Genomic DNA, 18,695 nt, shown 5'->3' with positions numbered 1-18,695 from the left:
GCCGCGCCGCCGGAAAATCCGTGCGGTCCGCATCTGCGGCAACTGCTACCTCTGTCACCGCTGCCGCGTCTGCGAGTGATGCCGAATCCCGTTTGCTGTCCTTGCACGCGCCCATCGCGCAAGACCCCGGCGAGCAAAGCGCCGAGACGCGGATCGAGACGCATATCTATCGCACCATCGTCGATGGCGTGCTCGGGCATCGCCTGACGCCCGGCACCAAACTCCCGGAGCCGGAACTTTGTCAGCTCTTCGACGTGGGGCGCGCGGTGGTGCGTCGCGTGCTGGAGCGTCTGGCGCATGACGGCATCGTCACGTTGCGCCTCAACAAAGGGGCGGTGATCGCGGAACCGACGCCGGAGGAAACTCGCGAGATCTTCGAGGCCCGGCGCGCGTTGGAGCGGGCGCTCGTCGAACTGGCCGTCGCCAATGTGACCGACGACGACCTCGCCATGCTGCGCCGTCAGCTCGACGCCGAGCATACCGCCATGCACCGCTTCGATCAGCCGTCATGGGCTCGCCTCGCGAGCGACTTCCATTTGCGCGTCGCCGCGCTGGCGGGCAATGCGGTGCTGCTGCGCTACCTCACCGAGTTGATCTCGCGCTGCTCGCTTATCGTCGGGTTGTACGAACCGCCCGGTTATGCCCCGTGCGAACACGACGAACACGCCGCCATCGTGGAGTGCATCGCCCGGCGCGATGCGCCCGGGGCCATCGCCCGCATGCAATCGCACCTCGAAGAACTCGAACGCCGCATCGAGACAACCCGCATGCGCGGGCAGAAAAGTCTGGCGTCGCTGCTTGGCTTACCGGAAGTGGTGTCGCCGGAAGACGTTGCTCCGCCGGCCGAACCCGTCAAACGCCAACGCCGCCCAAAAAACTGAGGACATCGCATGGAAATCGACTTCCGCGAAATCACGGCGTATCAGCGCTACAAGTTGATGGCGAGCCTGATCGTGCCGCGCCCGATTGCGCTCGTGACCACCATCAACGAGGGCGGCACGGTCAATGCCGCGCCGTTCTCGATGTTCAACATGCTGGGTGAAGAACCGCCGATCGTGATGCTCTCGATCAACCGGCGCGACGACGATTCGCTCAAGGACACCGCTGCCAATATTCTGCGCAGCCGCGAATACGTCGTGCATCTCACCGACGAAGCGATGACGGCACGCATGCATGTGTGTGGCGACCGGTTGCCGCCAAGCGAGAGCGAATTGACGCACGCGGGGCTCACGCCGGTGGCAAGCAGTCTTGTCGCACCGCCACGCATTGCAGAAGCGCCGGTGGCCTTCGAATGCACGCTTTGGGAAACGCTGGAAACGCCGAGCCGCCATATCTTCATCGGACGCGTCGAGCGCATGCACGCGCGGGACGAGTTGATCGATACGGAGCAATGGCGTGTCCGGTTGCAGAACTACTTTCCCGTGGGTCGTTTCGGGGCGAGCTTCTACGTTGATACCCGCAACCGATTCTCGCTGGAGCGAGCGGGCGGTCAGCCCACGGTCAGCACGGCTGTCGACGAGATGTAGCGAGACGAAGGTGGTACGCGACGATGGCAAGCGCGATGCCATCGTGCCATCGTCGCTCGGCAGCTTAGTCCGCGTGAGTGCGCAGGAACGTCTCCACCAGCGAAGCGAACGCAGGCGCGATGGTCTGCATCGGGTAGTGGCCGCAGTCCTTCATCTCGGCTAGCTGTGCATTCGGGTGCCATGCGAGGAAGGTCGCCTTCATCGCCTCGGCATCCAGTCCCGCGTCGCGATCTCCCACGATGACCAGCCACGGTGTGGTTAGTCCGTGCACCTCGTCGGAAAAGTCCGTCGTCGTCATCATGTCGAGATACCGGCGACGGCACTCGACGGCCACCTCCTCACGATTTCGACGCAGCTTCGCGTCGACCCAGTCGTCCGGCGCGCCCGCCGTCACGAACTTCACCAAACGGCGGAACGCGTCGTCGTTCTCGCACGTCAGGGCAAAGAACGCGGTGGCCTCCGTTGATAGACGATTGCCAGCCGCCGAGATCGGGCACACCGCCACGGCGCTCTTAATACGCGACGGCGCATCGGCCGCGAGACGTTGCGTCGCCATGCCGGTCATCGAGTGGCCGATCACATGAAAGCGCGACCAGCCCAACGCGTCGGCCACACCAAGGCAATCGATCGCGATCTCGTCGATGGTGTAGTCGCCACGCAAGTGTTTCGAGTGTCCGTAGCCACGCAAATCGACGAACGCATAAGTGAATGCCGCACCGTCGAGATGTGGCAGCAGGGTGTCGTAGTTTGACTGATCGCCGAGCCAGTCGTGCAACACGAGGACCGGTTCAGGCCCGGTGCCGAATACCGAGAAGCCGAGTGTCGCGGGAATGGATGAAGCCGTCATTTTGATTCGTTCCTTTCTGGTGAATGAGATCCGGATCACGATGTCCGGAAACCAAAAAGAAACGCCCCCCCGGCGGATCGGGGGGGCGTTCGAATTAGGACTTGATCGTATCGTCCCGTCCACGCTAAGTCAACGCAATTTGCGGCGGGTTTTTTAGGCGTGTTTCAGTCGACACTCAGTCGAAGCGTCGGCCGCGCGTCTCCGGCATCTTCAGATAAACGACGAGCGAGATGGCCGCGCAGATCGTCACATACCAGTAGAAGTACGATTCATGACCGCTCGCCTTGAAGCGCAACGCGACGAACTCCGTCGTGCCGCCGAGGATGGCAGTGGTCAGCGCATACGGGCAACCGACTGCCAACGCACGGATGCGTGGCGGGAACAGCTCTGTCTTCGCCAGCATGTGCACCGACGTGAATCCCGAGAGCATCACCAGTCCGGCGAACGACAGGGCAAACGCCACCACGGGATCTTTCGTGTGACTGAGCGCCGTGAAGAGCGGCACGGAGAACAGCGTCGTACTCACACCGAAAATTATCAACACCTTGCGACGGCCGATCACATCCGAGAGCAGACCGAACAGCGGTTGCAGCGGCATGTAGAGCAACAGCGCCAGTGTGGAGACGAACGTCGACGACTCTTTCGACAGTCCGACAGAATTCACCAGGAACTTCTGCATGTAGACGGTGAACGTGTAAAACGCCACCGTGCCGCCGATGGTGATGCCGATGGCCAGCAGAATCTGACGCCAATGCCCCAGCACTTCGCGGGTAATCGATGTCTCGCGCTTTTTCGCGCTATCGACAAACGCCTCGCTCTCCGTCACGTTGCGACGCATATACAACGCGAAGAGCGCCAGCACACCACCCAGCACGAACGGGATGCGCCACCCCCACTGCTCGATCTGCTCCGAGGTGAGCAATACGCGCTGCATCAGCAGCATCAGGCCGAGCGCCACGAGTTGCCCGGCAACCACGCTCACTTGCAGGAAGCCGAGGTAAAAGCCTTTGCGATGCTCCGGCGCGATTTCGCTCAGATAGGTCGCGCTCGTGCCGTACTCGCCGCCCATCGACAGACCTTGCAGCAGACGCGCCGCAATCAGCACCATCGGCGCGAAGATGCCAATGCTTGCGTAGCCGGGCGTGAGCGCAATCATCATCGAGCCGACACTCATCGCGAGCACCGATCCCGTGAGGGCTGCCTTGCGGCCGCGCCGGTCGGCATACAGCCCGATGAGCCAACTGCCCAGCGGACGCGCCACATAACCGACCGCCGCAATCGCGGCCGTATTCATCAGTTGGACGGTCGGGTTATCGCCGGGAAAGAACGCCTTGGCGAAATAGATCGAGAAGATGCTGTACGCGAGAAAGTCGTACCACTCGATCAGGTTGCCCGCGAGGCCTCCGACAATGGAGCCGATCTTGACCGGTGCACGCGTGCCAGGGGTCGCATGTGAAGTGTGTGAAGTGTTCGAAGGGCGGGCGGCAAGGGAATCCGAGGGGGGCGTCACAGTCTGTCTCCAATACTTGTTGTCTACTGCCATCGTGCAGCGATGCCCTGCTGCTGGAAAAGCGAGCGACGCCAAGAACGGCCGGCGTCGCTGTCATGCGTATTCAGGGGGATGGGCGCGAGCGCCTCGCGCTCAACTAGCGGCGTACTTCTTGTCGAGCGCGTCGTAGAACGGCTTGTTGACCAGACGCTGGCGCTCGGCAAAGGGCACCACGAGCGCCGGGTCTTCGTCCAGACGGCCGGTATCGCGCAGCGTACCCAGCGCCTTTTGCATGCCGAGCACGGCGCTCTGCAGCGCGGCGTTCGCATAGAGCACGATGCCGTAGCCCAGTTCGGCCAGACGCGGCTGCGATTGCGTCGGCGTCTTCCCGCCGATGACGATGTTGATCAACTGCGGGCGATCGAACAGCGCCGGCAGACGTTCGATATCAGCCAGCGTCTCTGTCGCTTCGATGAACAGAATGTCGGCACCGGCCTCGATGAAACGGCGGCCGCGCTCGATAGCGGCTTCGATGCCTTCGACGGCAGCCGCGTCGGTACGGGCGATGATTTGCAGATTGGCGTCTTCGCGTGCGTCGGCGGCAGCGCGGATCTTGCCGACCATCTCGTCGGCACCGATCACGGCCTTGCCGTTGAAGTGACCGCACTTTTTGGGCAACACCTGATCTTCGAACTGGATGGCGTCGGCGCCGCTGCGCTCTAGCACACGCACCGTATGACGCACATTGAGCGCATTGCCGAAGCCCGTGTCGGCGTCGACGATGATCGGCAGCGAGACGGCGTCGCGCACGCGGGCGGTGTGCTCAGCCATCTCGGCAAGCCCCACGAACGCGAGGTCGGGCAGGCCAAGCGACATGTTGGTCACGCCCGCACCGGTGAGGTACAGCGCTTCGAAACCGGCGTCTTCGATGACGCGGGCCGAAAGGGCGTTGAAGGCGCCGGGCACGAGCAGCCCCTGGCGGGCCTCGACCTTGCGGCGGAATTCGGCGCGGCGTTGCGCGGTTGCGGTGGTCATGGCGTATGTCTCCCTATCGGTAAATGGGTCTACCGTTCGCAATCTGCGTGCCAGTCGCCGCATCACTTGAGAACGCCGAGCAAATCGACATCAAATCATGGACTTGCGCTGGTCAGCCCGTTTTCTGCGGATGTGGCAGAATCGGCAAACCGAAAACGAAACGTTTCATGAAACGCTTGCGAAACGCCGATGAAACGGTGAGCCATGCGTTTCGTCAGTGCCGTACGGAGACATCGCCATGCCCCCCAGCCTTTCCGGTACCGTGCCGCCGCGCGCAGCCGCGTCCGCACCGTCCGATCCCCGCGCCCGCCGTCCGGGCATCGCCCTCGTGAGCATCAGCCGGTTGCAGACCCTTTGCGAGACCGTCGCGCCGCGCTACACCGACCGGGCGCGCTTCTATTCCGTGCGCGAAGGCTACGGCGCGGCCGTTGCGGCGTTGCAATCGTATGTCGACTCGGGGGCCGTCGACGTCGTGCTCGCAGCGGGATCAAACGGTGCGTACCTGCGCGAAAACCTGTCGGTGCCGGTCGTGACGGTCAAGGTCAATGGCTTCGACGTCCTCAGCGCGATCACGCGCGCGACCACAACGTGGCCGGATCAGCCGCTGGGCCTGGTGCTTCACGAGACGGTGTCGCGCGAGTTGGACGATCTCGGTCAGTTGCTGAAGATTCAGCTTCGCCAACGCGCCTATCGTTCCGTCGACGAGGTGCAGGTGGCGGTCGACACGCTGGCGGCACAGGGTTGCAAGGTCATCATCGGCCCGGGCATGGCGTGCGATCTCGCGCAAGAAGCCGGGCTCGAACACGTCTTCCTCTACTCGCTTGGCGCGGTAGAAGAAGCCTTCGAGCGATCGGTCGAACTGGCGCGGGTAAGCCGCGAGAAGGAATCGAAGCGCATGCGTCTGAACACCATCGTGGCGCACATACGCGACGGGGTCGCGGCCTTCGACGAGAACGGGCAACTCGAAGCCGTGAATCCTGCGATGTTCGCGTTGCTGGATGTGGACGCCGAGCGAGTCGCAACGCAGGGCGCGCAGCAATTCGAATTGACGCGAAAGCTCGGACCGATGCTGCGGGAGTTGTCGGACAGCGGCGTCGCCATCGAGGAGCGTCTCGTGCCTATCGACGCACGCGCCTTCATCGTGAGTTGCGTACCCATCTATGAGCACGGTATGCGCTCAGGCGCGGTCGTCACGGTGCAGGACGCCCAGATGGCACAGCGCATCGACCGCTCGTTGCGCACGACGCAACGGCCCAGGCATCTTGTCGCGAAGCATGAACTGACCGAGTTGGTCGGCGATTCGCGACAGATCGAGAAGGTGAGGCGGTTGGCACGCGCAGGCGCCTCGCACGACGCAACGGTGCTGCTGACCGGCGAAAGCGGGACGGGTAAGGAACTGGTCGCGCAGGGTATTCACAACGCGAGTGTGCGGCGCGGCAACCCGTTCGTCGCCTTCAACTGCGCTGCATTGCCGGAGGGACTCATCGAGAGCGAGTTGTTCGGTCACGACGAGGGCGCCTTCACCGGCGCGCGGCGAGGCGGCAAGGCGGGTCTGTTCGAAATCGCGCACACGGGCACCATCTTCCTCGACGAGATCGGCGAGATGCCTGCCGCCTTGCAGAGCCGGTTGCTGCGCGTGTTGCAGGAGCGTGAGGTGATGCGGCTGGGATCGGGGCGCCCCGTGCCTATCGATGTTCGCGTGATTGCCGCGACGCATCGCGATCTCAATACGCTGGTCGCGCAAGGGCGCTTCCGCGCGGATCTGTATTTCCGCCTGAACCTGTTGCAGGTGACACTACCCGCGTTGCGCGAGCGCCGCGAGGATATTCGTCTGCTCGCACAGACGTTGTTGTCGAGAATCGCTGCACAGTACGGACTGGATGCCCGCTCGTCGAAACCGATTCTCAAAGTGCTCTCGCCGCTGTTCGATCGTTACGACTGGCCGGGCAATGTGCGCGAACTGGAGAACCTGTTGACGCGCGCGGCGATTTATCTCGATAACGATGTGGCGCGTCATGCGCAAACGTTGCACGAAGTATTTCCGGAGTTACTGCGGTTGTCACCCGGTAAGCGGTATCTCCCGCACGGCCACGCCGACGAGATCGCGACGCCCGCGCCAGTCACGCGCGCGGCCGCGCTCGCCGCGTTGCATGCCTCAGGCGGAAATCGCGCGGCGGCCAGCCGGGCGTTGGGCATCAGCCGTACCACGTTCTGGCGATTGATGAAATCTGTCGACTGACGGCCCGCCGTCGTGGTGTCGCGATGCCATCGCGACGGCGACGGATGTCGTGGATACCGAAGTTCCTCACATCGACGCCACGAATCGGCAAATGCGTCGTGAGCCGCCGATCCTCATAGGGAATGGATCAAACGTCAGCGCATCGGGACCCAATTCACGAGCCTTCCATCTCAGATCCACAAATCCTTCATATAGACGTGCTGCGGATACGCTCCAGCGCTGGCCATGGCTCGGCTGCAACCCGTCGGCATGACAACCCGATACCTGAAAGGAGCAATGTGTCTGAGAAATTTCAAGGCCAGATTCTGCGTGAGTTTGGGGAGTTGATTGGTATTCCTTCGCTGGCATTCGACGAGCATGGCACATGTTGCTTTGTGGTCGACGAGGATTTCGAGCTGGCCATCTTGCGCACCGACGATCGGTTGTCACTGACGCTGCCGATAGACCTTCCCGAGGCCGCCATGCAAATACCGGCCCGGCATCTGCTCTCGCTTTTCCCTCCCATGACGGTCGACACGTTGCGCGGCGAGAGTCCCGTGATCGCATGGCATCCGCAGTCTTCGCGTGCGGTGGCGATGGCCGCGTTGTCGCGGCATCTGTCGAGCGCCGAGCAACTGGCCGCCTGCACGGTCGAATTCCTCGAATGGTGCACTCACTGGCGCGACGTGATCCGGCGTGACGTGCCGGCCTCTCTTCACGCGAACCCCGTCGTTCAGCGCAACGCCCCCGCGCACTGGCTCGCACTGCGCTGAACCATCGGAGAAATCAGAGAACAACGACGCGCCGCGCCGACGGCGTCGCCTATCAGGGTGGACGACAGCAAGCCGGGCACGATGATCGACGTCCTGTCTGGAACATTCAACATCAGCGATCTACAGAGTATCTATGCCCTTAGGAAATAGCATTTCGCAACAAACTCCCCACGCAATGTCGCCGGATATCGCGATGAACGCGCCAGATCAGGCGGGCGCCGCAACAGGCACGCTCAGCCGCAGGGGAAATTCGCATGCACTGAAGAAGGCGTCGGCCGAGAGGTTTCTCGACTTCAACAATCGGCCCGCCACCGGCCCCGACATGAACGTGCTACGGGCCAAACTCGGCAACGCGCAAGTCATGTCCGCGCTGAGCGCGCGCTCATTCGTGGGACCCAGTTCCTACTTCCTGAACACGGCTCAGGTCAGCGCGATTCCCCGCTTGGAAATTCCCGTTCCGGAGCGGAAGCTTTACGTCGGATACAACCGGGTCTCGCAACAGCTTTCCCATATCGCGACCACGCTCTACCACGTGATGACCCACGAGACATTCCTGGACAAGTGGAACGAAGGCGAACGCGGCGCGATCAACCCCATCGAAATTCAGTTGGCGGTGATCGGCGACAAGCTGCACGTCTCCTCGAACTTCCACAGCGATAAACTCACTAGGGCATTGCACATCGCCCTCAGCACGGGAGCGCCCAACCATTCCAAGGCGCTTGAGCGCACGTCGAACGTGGACAAGCATGCCGTTCGCGCTGCCACCTGCCTGCGTCATTTCCGAAAATTCCACGCCCTCGCCGGCGCGAGTGCCAATCAGTTGAAGGATGCCCAGACGCGGCTCAAGACGGAGATCGATCGGGGCATGGGGGTACCGTCGCGGACGGAAGGCGTCTCGCCGGAAATTATCGGCAAGCAGGGCGTTAAAGCCCTCGAAACGATTTCGCGGGTGTTGACCGAAGAAGCGGGCAAGGGTTTCCCCAGCCTCGTCGTGCACGCGCCCCCGACGTTCGAGCGAGGTCCGGAAAACGCGCTGCCGCCGGGCGTGACTGAGACGCGTCACGCCGAGCAGAACATCGAAGATGACCTGGCGCGCAACGCCGAAGCGCATTTTGCGCAAGCGATCGCCGAGTTGGGATTGTCGAAATCCGACGCCGTCATCGTGCCGATGGCGGGCAAGTTTGTCGCTTGTGCTGTATGCGCCGAGGCCGAGAAAGCCATGCAGGCAGAGGGCGAGGGCGGCGTGTTTGCGCAGGACAGCGAGGCCTATCGTTTCAACCTGCATCGCTCGGGTGAGCGTATCGGCCATGCATATGCGAACGAAGTCCAACAGTTGGCGGCCCACGCGCTGCACCCGGACCAGAAGCGCGGCATCGAAAAAGCAACGACGATCCGCGACAACTTCGTGTCGGCGCCGAGCAAGACCATGGCGTGGAAAGCACCCGTCGCCGCGGCCATGATCCCCAACCGGACCGACAGCGAAAGCGAAGCCTTCACTGACCCTCAGTAAGTCCGATCGCAGTCACCGCCATCCGGTTGCCTGCGAGCGCGTCGACGGCATGCCCCGTCGACGCGGAGATTCTTGCATTCTCCTAATCCGGCCTCGCGATATCCAAATTGCGTCGATCCAGACATACGATGGCGGTCTTTTGCCATCGCCGACTGCGGCATGCCAATCGCGGCAGGTTGACTCAATCGGACGATGCCTGTCATCTCATTGTCGAGATATCCCGAGGAATCCAACGTGTACCTAGCTGGCAAATCCGGTTCTGCCAATTCGTCGAACTTCCATTGGGCAAATGGCCCTCGACGCCCACAGCGGCCCCCCTCGGGGGACTTCTCAAAACCCGGCGTCAGTACGATGGTGGCGATCGCGCATCTGGAAGTCTCGACAGTCGCGCGAATCGGGGCTATCGGCTTTGCGTATGCGTGCACGGGTCAAGAGGCGTTCATGCAATGCGGCGACATCCGGCTGGTGTTCTTTCGAGACAACCGGCGACGCGACGTGCTCGCGGCGCGCCTGTGGCAGGAACTCGAAGCGAGTTCGCAAATCAGGGCCGACATGATTCCGGCCTATGTGGAGCAATTGGTCACCTCTTTCGACGGCGCGTCCGCAGACGCCTGGCAGGCGTTGGGATTTTCGATGGACAACGTCGGTGAGTTCGCCCAGTTGCCGCGGTCATTGCAACGCAACCTGCTGACATTCACCGACACAAGCGTTTCCGACCTCCGCTCCCTTGAGCTGAGCGACATCGATCTCCGGCACGTCGACTTTCGCTGCGCAGACCTCAGCGGCGCGCATTGGTGCGAAGTCGATGCCAGCGACGCGGATTTCGGCGGCGTCAATCTCTCGCGCGCCTACTTGCAGGGTGTCGCTTTCGTAAACACGTCGCTGAGGGGGGCACAGTTCGAGGCCCTGCGCCGCCTGAATGTCGACTTCAGCGGTGCAGATCTCACCGATGTCGTCCTGACACTGGATACCGATTGGCTGATCGGCACGCCACAGACGGCCCATCAGGCGATGGCGCGTGTCGGCAGCCTGCTGAGTGAAGACAACGGCTGGGAATTCCTCGCCACCATCGCGTCGATCGACAATCAGCATGGCGATCTGAAGCGCGCACTGATGTGTCAGTTAATCGAGTCGCTGGAGACGCTTTCGGTTTCGGAGACAACCGTATGGAATTTCATCTCGTCCTGGGTATCGGTACTCTCCGACCCAGTGTTCTGGGAGAGTCCGTTGATCTCTGCGTTCATCCGGGCGTATCTGCCCGTGGGCATTCAGGCGACATGGAACCGCGAACCGGTGCCACAGGATCTTTCCGTCGACCGGTTACGTTTTCACATTGAGTACCTGCTCGAGATGTCGGCGCATCCGCAGTGGCCGATTCTCCATCAGGGAGCAATCCACCAGTTGGTGCTCCGAGCCCGCGCAACGTCGCAACTCGACGCATTGGCCGATGATTTGCTCGATCACTTTCATCGTCACCCCATCATCGCGTCGGCGGCGCGTGCCCTGGAGAACGTGTTGCCCGATACGTCGCGCGACACATGCATCTTCCTGTCGGAAGACTCGCTGAACGCCGTTGCGTGCACGCCCGGTCTGCTGGAAGCGGTCATCGACAATGAGGCCGATATCCCCTGGCATTCGTTTTATGTCCTCGGAAGGGCGACGCCTAAGGCCAGCTACGTCATCGAGCCAGCCGTTTCGCCTGAGATCGCACTCCGCCCGATTCCGCTCCTGCATGCGCGGTACCAAACCGCATCGGGCGTCGAAAATCGCCGTTTCGCCAAGCTGCTGAATGCCTATTGGGAGACCGGTGCGACGGGCATCGCTTCGGCGACACCGGGCGAGCCCGGTGAGGCCACGGAAGATGGCGCGAACGACACGTTACAACTGTCGGATCGCGAGGCCTACCGGCGGCTCGCGCTCGATATGACGACCCGAATCTCATCCAGTCATCCGTCACATAAGCTGACGACGATCTCGTGGCAGATGCTTCTGCAGCGTGTATTTGCGCACACCATCGTGACCCCCGGTTCGCTTCATGAACGGCCGGGCGATGACCACGCCGCGATGCGCTTACGGCCCGAGGCGAAAGCCGCGCTCTGGCGTGCTTGCCTTTCCGAGGTACCGGGCCTTGACGACACCCCGCAGAATCGCGCGGCGTTCGAAGTGATTGAAGCGATCAAGCAGACGAGACTGGCATCGAGTCTGCTGTTCGGCACCGAGACGGAATCTCCGGTCGTGCTTCGTTACCTTGCATGCGCCTTGCTCAACGAGGTGTCCGCCGACGATCCGGACAGGGTTCCGCGCGAAACGCTGGCGGATTGGTGCGCACGTCTTGTCGGGGACAGCAAGGAAATGGCGACGTGTACCGCGACGCTCTCCGACGAAATGATGGCCTTCGTGTCGGCGACGCCGTCAAACTCGCGGTTGCGCGAGATTTACGACGCCGTTCTGCCTCACGCCTGGCGCCGATAGATAGTGGTTGCGATGAGACAAGCGCAGTCGGTGGGACATCAGGGTTTCAGGGCATACGTCGCAAGAAACGTGGGCAGAAAGCGATCGATCACGAATCGTGGATTCGGTTGTTCGTCTTCATAGAAGCCCTTGAGCACGAACCCTGCTTCGAGTTGCCCGCCGATCTGTTCGCCGAGGCTATGGCCGAAAACCAACGCTTCGCCGCTCGATTGCTTCCTGGCGAGTTCGACGGATGTCAGATCGCGCACGTCGGAGTACGGCACCTTGAAGCGCGGGCGGATGATGCCTTGTGTCGCGTACGCCGGGTCGCGATCTTCCACGAAGACCACCGGGTTGTAGAAGCTGCTGAGCAGACTTCCACCGGCGCGCAGTACCCGAAAGCATGCTTGCCATACGGGGCGAATATCCGGCACGTACAGATTGGAAATCGGGTGGAAGATGCAATCGAACGAGGCGTCGGCGAATGTCGAGAGATCACGCATATCGCCCTGGATCGTCGTAAGCGTGAGGCCCTCGCGACGCGCGACCATTTCATCCTGCGCCAGTTGTGCGGCAGAGGCGTCCAGCACAGTGACGTGCGCGCCTGCGGCGCTCAGCACGGGTGCCTGCTGACCGCCCCCCGAGGCGAGACAAAGGATGCGTCGACCTCGAACGTCGGGCAACCACCCCTCGGGCAGCGCGCACGGCGTAAGATGCACCGCCCAGTCGCCAAGACGTGCCGACGCAATCACTTGCGCACTGACAGGACGTGACCACTCGCACTTCGTCGCGGCTTGACGATCCCACGCGGCGCGGTTGTGTTCGAGAACGTCGGGGTGAGAAATTTGGGAATCGGACATGGTGTTTTCCTGACGTGAATGGGGAAAACTGCCCTTAGAGACACGAAACGCACATCGAGGCAGACACGCGACAGCCCGTGGTGCCGGGGTGTTGGGGTGTTGGTTAGGCTCGATCATCAAAACGAAAAGCAATGCGCGCTCGCGCAGCAGGCAGCGAGGGGACGAGATGCGGAAGCATCAGGCATTACTTGTTCATTCCGATGGGCTCCAGTGGAAGGGAAGAGACGTGCGATATGGTACGCCACCTTCCGTTGAACGCAAAAGGCGCTGCCTCGAAGAACAGCGCCTTGTGTGCGGTTTCAGCTCGTCACCTGCATCCAATCGCCTCAGGCCCCAGCCTTTGGCTTAGATCACACCCTGCGCAAGCATGGCGTCGGCGACCTTCACGAAACCACCGACGTTAGCACCGTTCACGTAGCTGACCGAGCCATCGGCACGGCGGCCGTGTTGCAGACAAACGTCGTGGATACTGCGCATGATGTCGTGCAGACGCGCATCGACTTCTTCACGTGGCCACGAGATGCGCATCGCGTTCTGGCTCATTTCCAGGCCCGAGGTCGCAACGCCGCCAGCGTTGCTCGCCTTGCCGGGCGCGTACAGAACGCCGTGGCTTTCCAAGCGCTTTGCGGCCTCGTTGGTCGACGGCATATTGGCTCCTTCCGCGACGCAAATTACACCGTTCCTGATGAGCGTTGCGGCATCGTCGGCATTCAGTTCGTTATGTGTGGCGCACGGCAACGCGACGTCGACGGGGATGTGCCAGGGACGCTTGCCCGGCAGGAATTCAAGACCGGTGCGTTTCGCGTAATCGCTCACCCGGCCGTAGTGATGGTTTTTGACGTCCATCAACTCGGCGAGCTTTTCGGTAGTGAAGCCCGCCTCATCGACGACCGTACCGCTGGAGTCGGACACGGTGACGACCTTGGCGCCGAGCGCCATCGCCTTTTCCACCGCGTATTGTGCGACGTTGCCCGAGCCCGACACGCTCACACGCAAGCCGTCGAAGCTGCGGCCCGTCTGCTTGAGCATTTCCTCGGCGAAGTACACCGTGCCGTAGCCGGTGGCTTCCGGACGAATCAGCGACCCGCCGAACGACAGCCCCTTGCCGGTGAACACGCAATCGGCACGGTTCGAGAGCTTCTTCATCATGCCGGCCATGAAGCCGACTTCGCGTCCGCCCACGCCGATGTCGCCGGCAGGCACATCCGTGTCGCTGCCGACATGGCGGAACAGCTCGCTCACGAACGCCTGACAGAAGCGCATGACTTCACCGGGACTCTTGCCCTTCGGATCGAAGTCGGAGCCGCCTTTGCCCCCCCCCATGGGTAGCGTCGTCAGCGCGTTCTTAAACGTCTGCTCGAAGGCGAGGAACTTGAGGATCGAAAGATCGACCGACGGATGAAAGCGCAGACCGCCCTTGTAAGGGCCGATGGCGGAACTATGTTGGATGCGATAGCCGCGATTGACCTGAACGTCGCCGTGATCGTTGACCCACGACACCCGGAACATCACGATGCGCTCGGGCTCGAGCAGACGGTCGAGCAAACCATGCTCGGCATATTTCCGATGCTGCGATATGAATGGCCACAGGCTTTCCATCACCTCCGTGACAGCTTGCAGGAATTCCGGTTGGCCGGGATTGCGCTCGGCGATGGAGCGCAGAAAATCGTCAAGTGATTGATATTTCATCTCGAATGCCCATCAATGGTGCTCATTCTTGTGAAGAAAGAGCATTTTGCACCATTTAGGATCACGAGATAATCAAAAAAAAGAAATGCAAGCCGTCAGTGCGGCATTCCCTTGCCGATCACATGTCGTGGAACGCCCCCCCTCGTCAGGCCTCGAGCCCTCCAGTTAAGAATCCGGCGCAACGATCGCCAGCACACACCATAGCGTGGTCCCATGCCGTCGCCTTGGCGCCTGATTTCAAAATAATTTCAATTAGAGAGAAATTTCATCGAAATTCACGCGAAAATTTCACATAGGTGAAATCTCTAATATCGACATGCAATTCGGCTGCTCAGAATGCAGGCTCAGGTCAATGTGACGTCTCGCTCTGGAAGGTCGTATATGGACACCACCAAAATCGGCAGTTTCCCGGCATCGAAGGCCCGTAAGGGCGGCCGGACCCGCGACGTGATCGCGGCAAACTTCGGCACGTTTTTTGAGTGGTTCGATCTTCTGGTGTACGCGATGTTCGCGATCACCATCTCCAAACTGTTCTTCCCACAAGGCGATCCTCAGTCGGCCTTGCTGTTCAGCCTGATGACGTTCGCGAGTTCGTTCCTGATCCGGCCGGTCGGGGCAGTGGTGCTGGGCATCATGGCCGACAAGGTGGGGCGTCGCGCCACGCTGAGCTTCGCGGCGATGCTGATGCTGGCCGGCACGGTACTGATCGCCGTGTCGCCGACCTACGATTCAATCGGCGTCTGGGCGCCGGTGATCCTCGTCACGGGCCGTCTGCTGCAAGGTTTCTCGGTGGGCGGGGAGTTCGGCACGGCGAACTCATACCTCACCGAGCAGAGCGCGTCGCGAAAGGCGTTTTTCGCGAGCTTGCAGTTCTCGGCGTCGGGCCTCGCGGTGCTGGCGGCGTCGCTGTTTGCGTACTTTTGCAACCATTCGCTCACGCAAGACCAGATCAACGCGTGGGGGTGGCGCCTGCCGTTCCTGTTCGGTTGTCTGATCGGGCCGGTCGGTCTGTATATCCGTTCGAAGATCGACGAGACGGCCGACTTCGAGAAGGTCAAGCATGCGGGAGCAACGGTGCAGAACCCGCTCGCCGAGACGTTCCGATCGCACAAACGATTCGTGCTGATCGGCGCTGTGGTGACGGCCGCGGGTGTCGTCGCGAGCTTCCTGAACCTCTATATGCCGACGTTTGCGATCAACAATCTCGGCCTGACCAAGGACGACGCGTTCATCGCGTCGATCTGCAGCGGTGTGGTGTGCACGCTGGTGCCGGTGCTCGGTGGCATCACGGCCGACCGTCTCGGCACCATCAAGGTCATGCGCACGGCATTGATCATCGGCGTGATTCTGGTCTTCCCGCTGTTCCAGATGCTCACGCGCTCGCCCTCGCTGCTGACGCTGGCGATCTTCCAATGCACGTTGTCGTTCATGTTTTACAGCTTCTATTTCTCGCCGATCGGTTCGCTGCTCTCTCAACTGTTTCCGACGTCGTGCCGCACGACGGGCGTGTCGATCGCCTATGTGATCGCGCAGACGTTCTTTGGCGGTATTACCCCGCTGGTGGTCGGCTTTATGGTCAAGACCACAGGCAGCGTGATGGCGCCGGCTTACTACATCGTGATCATCGCTGTGTTCGCGTTGATCGGGCTGCAGGCCAGCCGCAAACATGTGAAGTGAAGGGCCTTGGCGGGCGCTCCCGAATTGACGCTATATCGAAAGCACTCTAGACTTTTTGAAGTGATATTGAAATTCGTCGAGCGTACGTTTCACGCGCCCCGCCCCCGTTGCGTCCCCGATTCCTTTTCGCCATGCCATCGAAGCCGAAAGCTGTCACCGTCCAGACCCCACTCCCAGAACAGAAACCCGGCGCCGTAGATTTGGCCGACGATCCTACCGCACAGGCCAGCGACAAGGAGCTGGGCATGCGCCTGCGCGCCATGCGCACCGAGCGCAAATTCACGCTGAAGGATTTGGCGGCGCGCACGAATATGTCGATCGGCATGTTGAGCCAGATCGAGCGCGGCGTGAGTTCGCCCTCGATGCGCTCGCTTCGCCAGTTGTGTCATGCGCTGGGGGTAGATGGCGCGGCATTGTTCACGTCGGCCCCGGTGCCGGCGGAAGACGCGCCAAGCACCACCGAACCCAGTGAATTCGTGGTGTGGGCAAACCAGCGAAAACCGCTGCGGCTGGCCGGTTCGGGAGTCACCAAGTCGCGCATCACGCCGTTGAACTGCGCCTCGCTCGAGGCATTCATGATGGAGCTTGAACCGGGCGCCGCGTCTGATTCGAATCTGCTGGTGCAGTCCGGCGACAAGGTGGGGTACGTGCTCACCGGCAAATTGCGCGTGTTCATCGACGACACCACGCTGGTGCTCGGTCCGGGCGACACCTATGGCTTCACGGGCAACCGGCCATACCGCTGGGAGAACGCATGGGACGAGCCCACCGTGTTCATGGTCGTGAACAGCAACCACTTCTACGTGTGAATGCAGCCACGGCTGCACGCATTTCCCCGCTTACGTTTTCCTATTGTCGATTGGTGATTTATGGCTAGCGTTCTCCCCAGGCAGGTCGATGTCGCGATCATCGGCGCAGGCATCGTCGGAATGAGTACCGCATGGGCGTTGGCGAAAGCCGGTTTGCGCGTGGCGGTGTTCGAGAAGGGCGTGATTGGCGGTGAGCAATCGTCACGCAACTGGGGCTGGATTCGCACGGTCGGGCGCGATCACAAGGAACTGCCGCTGGCAATGCAGGCGATCGACCTGTGGAAAGAAATTCAGGCACAGCATGATGTCGGCTATCGTCAGACTGGCATAGCGTATCTGGCCGAATCCGAGGCCGACATGACAGGCTATCGCAAGTGGCTCGACAAAGCCTTGCCGTTGGGGGTGCCGGCACAATTGCTGAGCCGCGAACAACTACCTGACTTGTTCAATACGCAGTCGGCGCGCGCCTGGATCGGTGCCCTTCATTGTCCGGTGGACGGTGTGGCCGAACCCGAGCGTGCCACCCGAGCGATTGCGATGCTGGCCGTTGCCGCGGGTGCGCAAGTGTTCGAGCAGACCGCCGTGCGTTGTCTCGATCGGCAGGTTGGGCTGGCGAAGGGCATCGTGACCGAGCGGGGTCGAGTGGCCGCCGATGCCGTCGTGTTGGCCGGTGGCGCGTGGTCGCGCCTGTTCTGCGGCAACACGGGCGTGAACTTCCCGCAGTTGAAGGTGCATGCTTCGGTGCTGCGAACCACGCCGATGGATGCCGGACTGGATCTCGCCGTCAACGGCAGGGATTTCACATGCCGCAAACGAGCGGACGGCGGCTATTCGGTGTCGCAGTTAGGTGCGTCGGTGGCCGATCTCACGCCGGACAGCATTCGCCTGTGCCGCCAGTTCTTCCCGGCCTGGCTTTCGGAAAAGAAGTATCTGAAGCTGCGCGTCGGTAAGCGCTTTCTCGACGAACTAATGATGCCCACGCGCTTTGGTGCGGAAGGGCCGACACCGTTCGAAGCGCATCGCACGCTCGATCCGGCACCAGGGATGAAATCGATTGGCGTCGCCCTCGATAAGCTCAAGCAAGCGTTCCCGGCGTTTGCGTCGGCGCAAATTGCGCACGCGTGGGCCGGCTTCATCGACGTGACGCCCGATGCCATTCCTGTGATTTCAGGCGTCGACGAGGTGCCTGGTTTTTTCCTGGCGTCCGGCTTCTCGGGTCATGGCTTCGGCATCGGCCCGGCTGCGGGTGCGCTGATGGCAGATCTCGTGCAGGGCAACACGCCGAGGGTGGACCCCTATGCCTTCCGGCTCTCGAAGTACGCCGGGCATTGAATCCGGCGCTGCGGGGTGGGACCGGTCGGCTCGCATGTGCCGCTGCCCGCTCGTATTGCGCCTTCTTTTCGCAATCCGTTCTCACCGATATAGAGGTAAGTTGTGGTCGACAGTCATTCGCATCTGGTGCGCTTTAGCGCGGGACCCTTGCAAAATCCGGAGATCGGCAAGCCGCGCCGTCCGATGGAAGGGGATACGGTGTTTCGCAGCATGACGGGTTTCGAGGGCAACGGCGGCCGCGCGTCGTCGGGCATCTGGGAAAGCACGGCGGGCAAGTTCCGGGCGGACACCACCGGGTACATCGAGTTCGGATACATCCTGGAAGGCGATTGCCGCATAGTCGACCCGGACGGCACCGTGCACGCCCTGCAAGCCGGCGACCCGTTTGTGATGCCCGAAGGCTATAAGGGGCACTGGGAGGTCGACGCCTTTGTGAAGAAGGTCTGGTTTGTCTCGCTGACAGGCAATCAATGATCTGA

Annotated in this window: 15 protein-coding genes; 10 read left to right on the top strand and 5 right to left on the bottom strand. The window is 61.7% G+C overall.

The features are described from left to right. The first annotated feature begins 95 nt into the window (after positions 1-95). Both PHO31112_RS24640 and PHO31112_RS24635 read left to right on the top strand, forming a co-directional pair. The gene (locus PHO31112_RS24640; RefSeq protein ID WP_425495232.1) at positions 96-881 is read left to right on the top strand and encodes a GntR family transcriptional regulator; all 786 of its coding nucleotides are present in this window, start codon (positions 96-98) and stop codon (positions 879-881) included. Between the two features lie 9 nt (positions 882-890). Further along, the gene (locus PHO31112_RS24635) at positions 891-1,526 is read left to right on the top strand and encodes a flavin reductase family protein (protein ID WP_150624012.1); all 636 of its coding nucleotides are present in this window, start codon (positions 891-893) and stop codon (positions 1,524-1,526) included. A 64-nt stretch (positions 1,527-1,590) separates the two neighbouring features. Here the strand turns inward: PHO31112_RS24635 and PHO31112_RS24630 are convergent, their stop codons facing one another. From PHO31112_RS24630 to PHO31112_RS24620, 3 genes are all read right to left on the bottom strand, one after another. Next, the gene (locus PHO31112_RS24630) at positions 1,591-2,373 is read right to left on the bottom strand and encodes an alpha/beta fold hydrolase (protein WP_150624010.1); all 783 of its coding nucleotides are present in this window, start codon (positions 2,371-2,373) and stop codon (positions 1,591-1,593) included. A gap of 175 nt (positions 2,374-2,548) precedes the next feature. Next, positions 2,549-3,916 (bottom strand): MFS transporter, encoded by a 1,368-nt coding sequence (locus PHO31112_RS24625; protein ID WP_150624008.1) that lies wholly within the window; start codon positions 3,914-3,916, stop codon positions 2,549-2,551. Between the two features lie 99 nt (positions 3,917-4,015). After that, positions 4,016-4,897, bottom strand: coding sequence for an isocitrate lyase/PEP mutase family protein (locus PHO31112_RS24620; RefSeq protein ID WP_150624006.1), 882 nt, complete (start codon positions 4,895-4,897; stop codon positions 4,016-4,018). Between the two features lie 238 nt (positions 4,898-5,135). Here PHO31112_RS24620 and prpR point away from each other — a divergent pair, with 238 nt between their 5' ends. The 4 genes from prpR (at position 5,136) to PHO31112_RS24600 (ending at position 11,870) form a co-directional block, all read left to right on the top strand. Next, the gene (prpR, locus tag PHO31112_RS24615) at positions 5,136-7,136 is read left to right on the top strand and encodes a propionate catabolism operon regulatory protein PrpR (RefSeq protein ID WP_150624004.1); all 2,001 of its coding nucleotides are present in this window, start codon (positions 5,136-5,138) and stop codon (positions 7,134-7,136) included. Positions 7,137-7,414: 278 nt separating this feature from the next. Continuing rightward, entirely contained in the window at positions 7,415-7,888 is a 474-nt protein-coding gene (locus tag PHO31112_RS24610) for a type III secretion system chaperone (RefSeq protein WP_174995874.1), read from the top strand. A 193-nt stretch (positions 7,889-8,081) separates the two neighbouring features. Then, a complete protein-coding gene (locus tag PHO31112_RS24605; RefSeq protein WP_150624000.1) occupies positions 8,082-9,398 on the top strand; it encodes a hypothetical protein in 1,317 nt (438 codons plus the stop codon). A gap of 351 nt (positions 9,399-9,749) precedes the next feature. Further along, positions 9,750-11,870: a pentapeptide repeat-containing protein gene (locus PHO31112_RS24600; RefSeq protein WP_174995873.1), complete on the top strand. Its 2,121-nt coding sequence runs from the start codon at positions 9,750-9,752 to the stop codon at positions 11,868-11,870. A 38-nt stretch (positions 11,871-11,908) separates the two neighbouring features. Here PHO31112_RS24600 and PHO31112_RS24595 read toward each other — a convergent pair whose 3' ends face one another. Continuing rightward, a complete protein-coding gene (locus PHO31112_RS24595; RefSeq protein ID WP_150623996.1) occupies positions 11,909-12,709 on the bottom strand; it encodes a class I SAM-dependent methyltransferase in 801 nt (266 codons plus the stop codon). A 345-nt stretch (positions 12,710-13,054) separates the two neighbouring features. Continuing rightward, positions 13,055-14,398, bottom strand: a complete 1,344-nt coding sequence (gene gdhA / locus PHO31112_RS24590) for an NADP-specific glutamate dehydrogenase (RefSeq protein WP_150623994.1) — start codon at positions 14,396-14,398, stop codon at positions 13,055-13,057. A 381-nt stretch (positions 14,399-14,779) separates the two neighbouring features. On the opposite strand from gdhA, the gene PHO31112_RS24585 reads away from it, so the two are divergent. The 4 genes from PHO31112_RS24585 (at position 14,780) to PHO31112_RS24570 (ending at position 18,690) form a co-directional block, all read left to right on the top strand. Continuing rightward, positions 14,780-16,075, top strand: a complete 1,296-nt coding sequence (locus PHO31112_RS24585) for an MFS transporter (protein WP_150623992.1) — start codon at positions 14,780-14,782, stop codon at positions 16,073-16,075. A gap of 200 nt (positions 16,076-16,275) precedes the next feature. Continuing rightward, positions 16,276-16,884, top strand: coding sequence for a helix-turn-helix domain-containing protein (locus tag PHO31112_RS24580; RefSeq protein WP_174995872.1), 609 nt, complete (start codon positions 16,276-16,278; stop codon positions 16,882-16,884). Between the two features lie 60 nt (positions 16,885-16,944). Continuing rightward, positions 16,945-18,216 (top strand): NAD(P)/FAD-dependent oxidoreductase, encoded by a 1,272-nt coding sequence (locus PHO31112_RS24575; protein WP_150623988.1) that lies wholly within the window; start codon positions 16,945-16,947, stop codon positions 18,214-18,216. 102 nt (positions 18,217-18,318) lie between these two features. Further along, positions 18,319-18,690 carry a cupin domain-containing protein gene (locus PHO31112_RS24570; RefSeq protein ID WP_150623986.1) on the top strand — a complete coding sequence of 124 codons (372 nt, stop codon included), beginning with the start codon at positions 18,319-18,321 and terminating at the stop codon, positions 18,688-18,690. Positions 18,691-18,695 lie beyond the last annotated feature (5 nt).

The sequence above is a fragment of the Pandoraea horticolens genome (genome assembly GCF_902459555.1).
Lineage (GTDB): Bacteria > Pseudomonadota > Gammaproteobacteria > Burkholderiales > Burkholderiaceae > Pandoraea > Pandoraea horticolens.
Note: the sequence above shows the minus strand (reverse complement) of the source record. Positions and strands in the feature narration are given on the sequence as shown.

Excerpts from the sequence above, each read along its gene's own strand:
- PHO31112_RS24605 (WP_150624000.1), top strand. The coding sequence starts at position 8,082 with ATGAACGCGCCAGATCAGGCGGGCGCCGCAACAGGCACGCTCAGCCGC.
- gdhA (WP_150623994.1), bottom strand. The coding sequence starts at position 14,398 with ATGAAATATCAATCACTTGACGATTTTCTGCGCTCCATCGCCGAGCGC.
- PHO31112_RS24600 (WP_174995873.1), top strand. The coding sequence starts at position 9,750 with ATGGTGGCGATCGCGCATCTGGAAGTCTCGACAGTCGCGCGAATCGGG.
- prpR (WP_150624004.1), top strand. The coding sequence starts at position 5,136 with ATGCCCCCCAGCCTTTCCGGTACCGTGCCGCCGCGCGCAGCCGCGTCC.
- PHO31112_RS24620 (WP_150624006.1), bottom strand. The coding sequence starts at position 4,897 with ATGACCACCGCAACCGCGCAACGCCGCGCCGAATTCCGCCGCAAGGTC.
- PHO31112_RS24575 (WP_150623988.1), top strand. The coding sequence starts at position 16,945 with ATGGCTAGCGTTCTCCCCAGGCAGGTCGATGTCGCGATCATCGGCGCA.
- PHO31112_RS24585 (WP_150623992.1), top strand. The coding sequence starts at position 14,780 with ATGGACACCACCAAAATCGGCAGTTTCCCGGCATCGAAGGCCCGTAAG.
- PHO31112_RS24625 (WP_150624008.1), bottom strand. The coding sequence starts at position 3,916 with ATGGCAGTAGACAACAAGTATTGGAGACAGACTGTGACGCCCCCCTCG.
- PHO31112_RS24630 (WP_150624010.1), bottom strand. The coding sequence starts at position 2,373 with ATGACGGCTTCATCCATTCCCGCGACACTCGGCTTCTCGGTATTCGGC.
- PHO31112_RS24635 (WP_150624012.1), top strand. The coding sequence starts at position 891 with ATGGAAATCGACTTCCGCGAAATCACGGCGTATCAGCGCTACAAGTTG.
- PHO31112_RS24595 (WP_150623996.1), bottom strand. The coding sequence starts at position 12,709 with ATGTCCGATTCCCAAATTTCTCACCCCGACGTTCTCGAACACAACCGC.